We start from the raw sequence: 9161 nt of genomic DNA, 5'->3' as shown, positions 1-9161 counted from the left end.
TCGAGTGTAGCGATCGGGTATTTGTCTACTTTTTGTTCTTCGGTGATCAACACCCTTACATTTCCCAGGTGATCCTTGATCATGTAGTCATATTCCAACCTCGCAGGATTAGTGCCTTCCGCAGCGATGTATCTTGTTCTGCCTTCTTCGTTTCCGAGGAACTGCAACTTATCGCTATAGCCCAGCGCGGTTTGCAGTGTGCTGTTATTCGGATAAGCTTTGGATTCATAGACATTACCACCGATATAAGTGGTCGTCGTTACAATACGCTCCGGACTGTAGATCGTTTCATCGTGCACCACGGTGGCAGTCGTTTCATCCGTGATCTTTTGCAATTTAGTGCCCGCTGCATCGTACACATAACTGATCGTGCCCTTGTTTGTCACCGTGATCGTTTGTGGCAGGTTCAGGTGATTGTAAGCAATAGATACGATATCCTTGTTTTGATCGTATTGCAGGTTGCCGTTGTCATCATAGTTGTAATCCGTAGCGCTATTGGTCTTGCTGCCGCCTAGGCTCGTGAGATAAGCCTGCGAGGCGCGGAAGTCGCCGAGTTTGGTTGTGGGGTCATTTGACGCGTCCACCACGTTTTTGAGTTTATTCGTACCTGGGTAATACGTATAACTCAACTGGTCGATCCAGCCGCTAGTCAGGCCTACATACCAGATTAAGACAATTAACCTATTCGAAAGTATTCGATATTGCCCCTACGCATAAAATGACGGAAATGTACTTGTATGCCTACTTCTGGTTAAATACTCTAATAGGATCAATCCAAATATTATTAAGAAAACAATCAAGAAATAAGGATACAAATATTTTGAACAGATCGGATAAATAATTCTATTTCGAAGAAGCTTATTTCTCGAAGTATTTATCTCCAGCACTAAAAAAAAAAATGCTGCTAAAAGCTAAAAAAACAACAAATGCAATTGACTTGGACAAGTCAAAGTTATAAAATGTTAAAATAATTAATGTTGTGGCAAGTGCTGCAGTTATTCCAATTATCTGATTGGCACGATAAATATAACCTCTTCCACTTTTGAAATGCTTTGTTTTATATAACTTATAAATCAAAGCATATTGTATTTTTTCTATAATCATTTGAATATTTTTACCCCCAGTTAAAAACATCTGCTAATCCCATTGCTATATTTACCGCTACAACAACACCTAACCCGATAGGACCCAACGAAGCAACAGGGCCTTCTACAACACTCCACAAAAAACTCTTCCCGCTGTTCTTCTTTACTGTTGTACTTAAACCGGTTCTTCAACTCTCCGGCTGCCTTCGAACTGATTCCCCCCATCGTCAACCCGAACGGATAATAATGCGTCTCTTCCAATAAGGCACTTCGTGTATGAACCAACTGCATCCCAATACTTCGGGATATCAAAGAATGCCGAAGTATCGGCACAGGGCATTCACCGGGCTCTCGTTACTCACGTAGACATAAAGATAACCGTTTTGGTGGCAGCCAGGTTTTGCAGGTCAGAGAAGTGGTCTTTGGTAAAACCGGTCGGATGTACCGGGCTGGCGCCACCGCTCACCATCTTAAATTGCTCGTCGAAGAAGATGTAGTTGATAAAGGCTTTCGGGCGTTGCGGGTAGCTCGCATAATCGCGGGTAGGGTCATTGATAAACTCACCAAGCAATATAGTAATACCCGTAGTTGGATTCGACAGGCTAGGCCGTGACTTTTCCGACTACGGCACTAACAGATGCACAAGTAAACCATACAAGATATTGAAAGCCGCCGTTATTTCCTTGATACCAATGACTTTTGTCAAGATGTCTACTTCGCAATTGTCCATACTCCACTCTCCTGTTAATTGATAAGTAGAATTCTTATTTTCTCCAAAAGGCCAATCCGATCAGCACCGCTAACGAAACGAATAAGTAAGTGAAGAGTAAAACTCTGTGAAGCATTTCGTTATCATAACCACTCTGTTCTAAATTCTCTTGCAGTTCTTCTATCTTTTTCTCTTTAACGCTAAAAAATAACAGAAAAAAAATCGGAGACATCAACAAAAGTATTTTTAGATATCGAGTGCTTTTATCGTCTGTCGATCCGATAGGGATAATTTTATCGATGTCTAAAGCAACAACTAATATCAATAGTTGAATAAAAACCAAAAAGGTAGTTCCTAGTATTGAACTCAAGTAAGCGACATTTCGACGAGATCCATTAGAGTAATAAGAGTAAAACAAAAAGACTATATGCCTTATAAATTTCATTTTCAGTAATTTACCAATTAAATAACCAATCAGTTAGCCCGCTAAGATCTGCAATTGACCCTATGAGATTTACAACAGGATTAGTTTTTGCAACAGCTAAAATACTTTTCAAAGTTGCCTTTGTAATATTTCCAGCCGTTGGATTTTGAACAGCCTCATATATAGAATTAGCGGCATCTAAATATCCACCAATTACACCCACCCCCTCAACTGTTTTTAGGAGCTGGTTTCCAGTTTTACCAATATTTTTAGCTTGCTGGACAAATTCAATTGTTCCACTTTTTGAAGCCTGAATAACTTCTTCGGTCTCTATGCTTCCCTCAATTGTGGATAATACGATTCCAACGCCACTATTTACTTTATCAGCAGTTTGCCGAGCATCCAAACCATTACTAGCAGCAGGTTCTGATTCAACAATCGGTTCTGTAACACTTGGCTTACTTGATCCCGCTGTCTCAGACGGGCTGATTTCAACAGTTCGTTTAGAATCATCCTTTCGGTTAATAGCATATCCCCGTGTTTCCGGATATTCAAAGTAAAAACTATTCCATTCTTCAAAATCTCTGCTTTTAATTACACCTTTACCATCTGCACTAGCTGTTACAGTTCCTTTTCGGACTGTGTGAATCTCATTAGGTGACTGTCCATTTTTTATTCTGGCAAGTTCCCGTCCTTTTTCATCCCGATAAATAATATCATCTGGCGCCATTCCATCCGGATCGATAAACCTGATAGGATTATCAAATGCGTAATTGTACGGGGAATACCTTCTCATTTTATCACTCAACGGATCAACATGATTCCACCGGCCTACTTGATTATCATACATTCTAGCCCCATAATCTGTCCATTCTAATCCTGAACCATCACTGAACTCTTCCCGCTGTTCTTCTTTACCGTTGTACTTAAACCGGTTCTTCAACTCACCGGCTGCTTTATGGCTTATCCCCGCCATGGTCAACCCAAACGGATAGTAATGGGTTTCTTCGAGTAAAGCACCGCGCGTATGCACCAACTGCAGGTTATCAAAGAACACATTCACCGGACTCTCGTTACTCACATAGACATAAAGATAACCGTTTTGGGTGGCAGCGAGATTCTGCAGGTCTAAGAAGTGGTCTTTGGTAAAACCGGTCGGATTTACCGGGCTGGCGCCACCGCTCACCATCTTAAATTGCTCGTCGAAGAAGATGTAGTTGATGAACGCTTTGGGGCGCTGCGGTTAACTCGCATCATCCCGGCTTGGGTCACTGATAAAAGCACCCAGCGGTGTGGTAATGTCCGTGATCGCATTCAACTGGCTGGCCGTGGCTTTACCGGCGGCGGCACTACCCGATGCGCCCAGTAAGCCGGACAAGATATTAGTACCACTGGTGTTGTATTGGGTACACCCGAAGTATTCGGTGTATACATCGACCTTGTCTCCGGCCATTACTTTTAAGGTAATGCTCAGCCCCTACTTACTTTGGATCATTTATATGTCACAAATGAGAAATATACTATTCGTAAACTACTACTCCCAAATGAATAGCGGCCAGGCTCAAGCAGGCTAGTTTCCTTTTATGTCCTTTAAAGAATGGGCTTTCTTGAAGAGCTGCCAATACTCACAGGGATCTTTTTCAAGCGGTAAATATTTAAAAAGCTCAAGTAAAAAATCATCAAAGAATTTATTACTTCCGTAAACATCTATTTTACTGACTCCATCTACAATGAAAACAAATCTATAAGCATCTGACTTGTGTCCTATGACTCGATCTTCAGTTTGTTTTAACTCTTCAATCTCCCTTTTTATCCAATCAAGTTGCTCTTTACCCTGAATGACGAATGCGTTCTCGTAGACAATCGAATCAATACGTTCATTATTTTCGTTTGAACTCCTGATTCCAGATCGTAGTCTACCTTGTCCCAGACTGTCTATCTTAATCTCATTAATACAGCCATATGGGCTATAAATAACAATATCTATTTCACTGAACACAGTTCTGCCTTTATTAAAACAACCACTCAAAATGCCTAAATACATGGCAAACACTAAAATTGAAAAACAAGTCTTCATGGTTTTTATTTTCTTTTTAAGTATCCAGGTAAAGTTTCATACGCAACCCTAACTGGCAAATTATGCTCCTTCCTGAGCATATTTTCGTTTGGAAACCCCTCTCTTTTTGAATTCGTCCGCGTGGTATATGAGCCAATTCCATGAGCATATAGTTCTTCTTGTGCCACCCACTCCGTGTAATATTTTCCGTCAGCAGCCTTATATGTATTTTGCAATTTTTGCTTCTCCGCAGCAATCAGTACGCCATCCATATTTGCTAATGCATGAATCAACTCTTGGCCCAAAACAAGATATTGCGGCTGATCTTTTCGCTCCGCACGTGCCTCACTACTGACAGCAACTTGCGTGGCGGGATTTGTACCAGACATTGTAACTATTGCGTTTACCCCCACGCCATTGCTCGCATTTTTATAATTCTCATTTTCAGGACCTGCAAATGAGGCAATTTGCTTTTCTAAATAATTAATGGTAACTTTTTTTTCATGATCTGATAGACTTCTCAATAATCCCGTACCAGCCTTAAGTTTAATATCTTTATCCTTAGCCCTACTAACAATTATCACTTCCCCAGTTTTTTTATTATAGGAAAGTTTGTCGTTTGTTAGCATTTGTAAATTCGTAAGCATTTTATCACGTTCTTTCTCACTCATGTTTCCTAAAAAAATATCACGGCCATCTGGGTCGACAAATATGGTAGGCTTATTAACGGCGTAAATATAAGGAGAGTATACATTCCATTTGTCAGCCAATGCATCTTGACTGTACCACCTCCCCGCCTGGTTATCATACATCCTCGCCCCATAATCCAACCATTCCAACCCGCTGCCATCACTAAACTCTTCCCGCTGTTCTTCTTTCCCGTTGTATTTAAACCGGTTCTTCAACTCGCCGGCCGCTTTATGGCTAATTCCCGCCATCGTCAGCCCAAAAGGATAATAGTGGGTTTCTTCGAGTAAAGCACCGCGTGTGTGAATCAACTGCAGGTTATCAAAGAACACATTCACCGGGCTCTCGTTACTCACATAGACATAAAGATAGCCGTTTTTGGTGGCAGCGAGATTTTGCAGGTCAGAGAAGTGGTCTTTGGTAAAACCAGTCGGATTTACCGGGCTGGCGCCACCGCTGACCATCTTAAATTGTTCGTCGAAGAAGATGTAGTTGATGAACGCTTTCGGACGTTGCGGGTAACTCGCATCATCGCGGTTGGGATCGTTGATAAAGGCCCCCAGTGGTGTCGTAAGGTCTGTGATCGCATTCAGTTGCGTGGCCGTGGCTTTGCCAGCAGCCGCGCTGCCCGGTGCACCGAGTAAACCCGACAAGATATCCAATGCTACCGGCGCCACATTGGGCGAGCCGGAGGTATTCGGTGTGTACCAATGGCTTTTTCCAAACACATCCACCTTGTCTCCCGCCATTACTTTGAGCGTGATGCCCAGCCCCATTTTATTAGTGCCCGAGTTTACGCGGTACATTTTCTGGCTGGTCGTCGATTCAAACGTTGGATCACTGGGGTTGTTGCCGATACCGTTATCGTTGTCATAGGCAGGCGAAGGAGCATTCGGCCCCATCACGGTCACGTCCACGATCTGGGCGGCATCGATGGTGTAGTATTTTTCTTCTATCGCCAGTTTGGCATCTTCCAAAGTGGCGATCGGGTATTTGTCTACTTTTTGTTCTTCCGTAATCAATACCCTGACGTTCCCTAAATGATCCTTGATCATGTAGTCGTATTCCAGTCGTGCAGGATTAGTGCCTTCCGCAGCGATGTATCTTGTCCGGCCTTCTTCATTACCCACGAACTGCAACTTATCGCTATAACCTAAAGCTGTTTGCAGCGTGCTGTTGTTGGGATAGGCTTTGGATTCATAAACATTACCGCCGATGTAAGTGGTCGTGGTTACAATACGCTCCGGACTGTAAATATTTTCATCATGCACCACGGTGGCGGTTGTTTCGTCGGTGATCTTTTGCAGTTTGATACCCGCGGCATCGTATACATAACTGATCGTGCCTTTGCCCGTAACCGTGATCGTCTGCGGCAGGTTCAGGTGGTTGTAAGCAATGCTCGCAATGTCCTTGTTTTTATCGTATTGCAGGTTGCCGTTGTCGTCATAGTTGTAATCCGTAGCCGTGCTCGTCTTGCTGCCGCCGAGGCTGGTCAGATAAGCCTGCGAGGCCCGGAAGTCGCCGAGTTTGGTGGTGGGATCGTTGGACGCGTCCACCACGTTTTTGAGTTTATTCGTACCTGTGTAATACGTATAACTCAACTGGTCGATCCAGCCGCTGCTCAGGCCTTTAAGCCCTTTTTGCGACATACCCAGGATATTACCGTTGGCATCGTAAGCGGTAGTGGCATCCGTACCGTTACCCATCTGCATGCTGAAGTCGATACCAGCGGTGGTATTGAACGTACTGCCGGTGTATTGGGTAAAGTTGCCTTTCAGTAACCGGTTGGCGGCATCATAGCCAAAATCATATTTGCGTTTTTCCTGGTCACCGGCGCTTTTCCAGACCATGCCCGTGATGTTGCCGTTGTATTGAGCCGCTGCGTAAGATTGATTATTTACCAGGTTATTCGCTGTTTTATCATAACCCAGATCAAAACCAAAGTAATGATCGGTAACCGCATCCCTCGCATAAGCCCGGTTCGCCCCCAGCATCCAGCCTCTTATGTTATAATCGTAGGTCAATGTCTCCAGCGGATCGGTGCTGTTTTTTCTGCCCAGCTTTTTGGTTTTGAGTTGACCGAGCGCGTCGTAGCTCATTTCACTTAAGACTTTGAAGGTCGCGGGCAGCGTCACATCGCTGGTACCGGTTTTCTTTTCGACTTTTACTACTCGGCCGAGATCATCGTAGGTCGTTTTGGTAACGGTGGTGGTCGTTTGCGAAGCCGTGGCCAGTTTTTGTATCGTGATCAAGGATTGGCCTGACCAACTGTACTGCGTGGTTATCACATCAGTGCCACCGGCAATATTTTGGCTTTGCACCTGGATCACCCGGCCCTTTTCATCATAGATGCTGACGGTAGCGAGATAAACCGGTGTACCACCCTTCAATACTTTTACCTCACTCCAGGTGGCCATGCCTTTGACATGGCTGGTTCGTTGCGTGGGTGTTACCGGAAAAGGAAAGCTTGTAGATGCTGAAAGGAAATGGCTGTTCCAGGTGGTCAGGAACGTAGCCGATAAACCGGAAGGCAGACCAGCATAGTCATCATAATGCGTTCTCGTTAGTCTATCCCAACCGCTGCCGGGCGTGGAAGTGGCCGCAAAGGGATAGTCCGTCGAGGCCGCATTAGCCTGGCTTTGCTGCCAGCTTCTGGTCTGGTTGCTGGTCCACAGGCCTGTTTGTACAGGGCGGTTCAAATAATCATACAGCGTCACCAGCCATTGGTTACTGCTTCTCAGGCTACCGTCCTGCGTCAGCACCAACCGGTCTTTGTTATCGTACACCATGTACACCGTCTTGGTACCGGGCACTTGCTTGGCGATCATTCTGCCGCGCTCATCATACGCGTAGCGGAAGGTCTGTTCTTCCAAAATAATACTGGTAAACGTGAGGCTGTTGGCCACCAGGTCGATAAAACCCTGTGGCTGGATCACACCTGCCAACCGGTTTTGTTTGTCGTAAATATAATAAGTGCAAAGCCAACCCGTATGGCTGCTGCCGGTGCCATTGTCAGCCGTCGCGGTCAGTTGCACTTTTTTGAGTACCACCAGTCCGTCTTTATCCTTGTACTCGATCACCTGTTTACCATGCTCATCCGTGGTGATCGTTTTATACAGTTCTCCTTCGGGATAAGTACCCGGTGTGGTATAACCCGCAAAATCACCACTCACCGATGTCAGGTTCCAGATCCTTACCGCGTCGGTAGCCGTATTATGTACATACGACGTTTGCACACCTCTTGACGCACCGGTCCAGCTATTGCCGGGTGCCATGCCTTTCAATGGACGGCTCAGGGGGGAGGCTTCAAATTCCGTTTTCCCATAGTAATACGTCTCACCCTGCCCCGCAACTGGGTTCAGCGCGGCATTGGAGCTTGAATAAAAAGCATTTTGTTGTTCGAAGGGGTTGCGCTTAAACAGACCATCAGTTACGCTTGCATTGCCATTGGTGGTATTAGCAGGCGCTGGCAAAAACTGGTATTGCTCGCGGCCGAGTTCATCATACACCACCGTACTGGTTAAGTCAGTGGCCGTTCCGCCCGTGATCAGGGAGCCTTGTTTGATCACTGTCTGCACCGGCCTGCCTACGCCATCCATGTATTGCGTGGCCATGCGCACATCCGTCAGGGGTCTTGCGATCAGGTTGTTGGGGTTCGTCTCCGGGCCCATCGCATCCCAGGTGCGCACCCAGTTGATCTTCGAGCCGGCAGGATACACCGCAGGAGCCTGTGCCCCGGCCATCAGTCCGGTTAATAAGAGTATGCTTAATAATTTATATCGCTTGTTCATAGCTGTTGGTTCTGTTGGTGGTTAATCAATACGTGAGTGCCTGTTGAAAAGCCGCACTGTTTACCGAGGTCGCTCCGCTGAATGCGCCGATGATGTCGCCGTTGCGATCCAGCAAATACTTCTGGAAATCACCCTGCACCTGGCTGTTGACATGGCCGTTCTTGTCGCGACGCGTCAGCCAGGTATACACCGGAATCTGCTGCGCACCGAGCACATCGCCTTTTGCCGCAAGGCGGAAGGTCACGTTATACTGCGATGAACAAAACGAACGAATGGCACTGTCCGTACGCGATTCATTGCCAAAACTGTTGGTTGGAAAACCGATCACGATCAGGCTGTCCGCATGTTGTTGTTGCAGTTGCTGCAACTCCGCCAACTGCGCTACTTTATCGCTGCCGGTGGCGATATT

At 45.5% G+C, this 9161-nt stretch carries 6 protein-coding genes and 2 pseudogenes; all 8 read right to left on the bottom strand.

Going from position 1 to position 9161, the window contains the following annotated elements; all coding sequences use genetic code 11:
• Nucleotides 1-587: pseudogene (locus tag H608_RS22220) on the bottom strand (hypothetical protein); the annotation flags it as partial.
• A gap of 271 nt (nt 588-858) precedes the next feature.
• On the bottom strand, nt 859-1104 hold the full coding sequence (locus H608_RS0112125; RefSeq protein ID WP_155990146.1) for a hypothetical protein: 246 nt from the start codon (nt 1102-1104) through the stop codon (nt 859-861).
• A gap of 339 nt (nt 1105-1443) precedes the next feature.
• Nucleotides 1444-1656, bottom strand: coding sequence for a hypothetical protein (locus tag H608_RS0112120; RefSeq protein ID WP_028787905.1), 213 nt, complete (start codon nt 1654-1656; stop codon nt 1444-1446).
• 593 nt (nt 1657-2249) lie between these two features.
• Entirely contained in the window at nt 2250-3404 is a 1155-nt protein-coding gene (locus tag H608_RS0112110; RefSeq protein WP_211227061.1) for an RHS repeat domain-containing protein, read from the bottom strand.
• Between the two features lie 57 nt (nt 3405-3461).
• On the bottom strand, nt 3462-3671 hold the full coding sequence (locus H608_RS0112105) for a hypothetical protein (protein ID WP_028787902.1): 210 nt from the start codon (nt 3669-3671) through the stop codon (nt 3462-3464).
• A 117-nt stretch (nt 3672-3788) separates the two neighbouring features.
• Nucleotides 3789-4295 carry a hypothetical protein gene (locus H608_RS0112100; protein WP_155990145.1) on the bottom strand — a complete coding sequence of 169 codons (507 nt, stop codon included), beginning with the start codon at nt 4293-4295 and terminating at the stop codon, nt 3789-3791.
• A 5-nt stretch (nt 4296-4300) separates the two neighbouring features.
• The gene (locus tag H608_RS0112095; RefSeq protein WP_028787900.1) at nt 4301-8752 is read right to left on the bottom strand and encodes a DUF6443 domain-containing protein; all 4452 of its coding nucleotides are present in this window, start codon (nt 8750-8752) and stop codon (nt 4301-4303) included.
• Nucleotides 8753-8777: 25 nt separating this feature from the next.
• Nucleotides 8778-9161, bottom strand: a pseudogene (locus H608_RS22215) (hypothetical protein); the annotation flags it as partial.

This window comes from Terrimonas ferruginea DSM 30193 (genome assembly GCF_000425585.1).
In the GTDB taxonomy this organism is placed as follows: Bacteria; Bacteroidota; Bacteroidia; order Chitinophagales; family Chitinophagaceae; genus Terrimonas; species Terrimonas ferruginea.
Note: the sequence above shows the minus strand (reverse complement) of the source record. Positions and strands in the feature narration are given on the sequence as shown.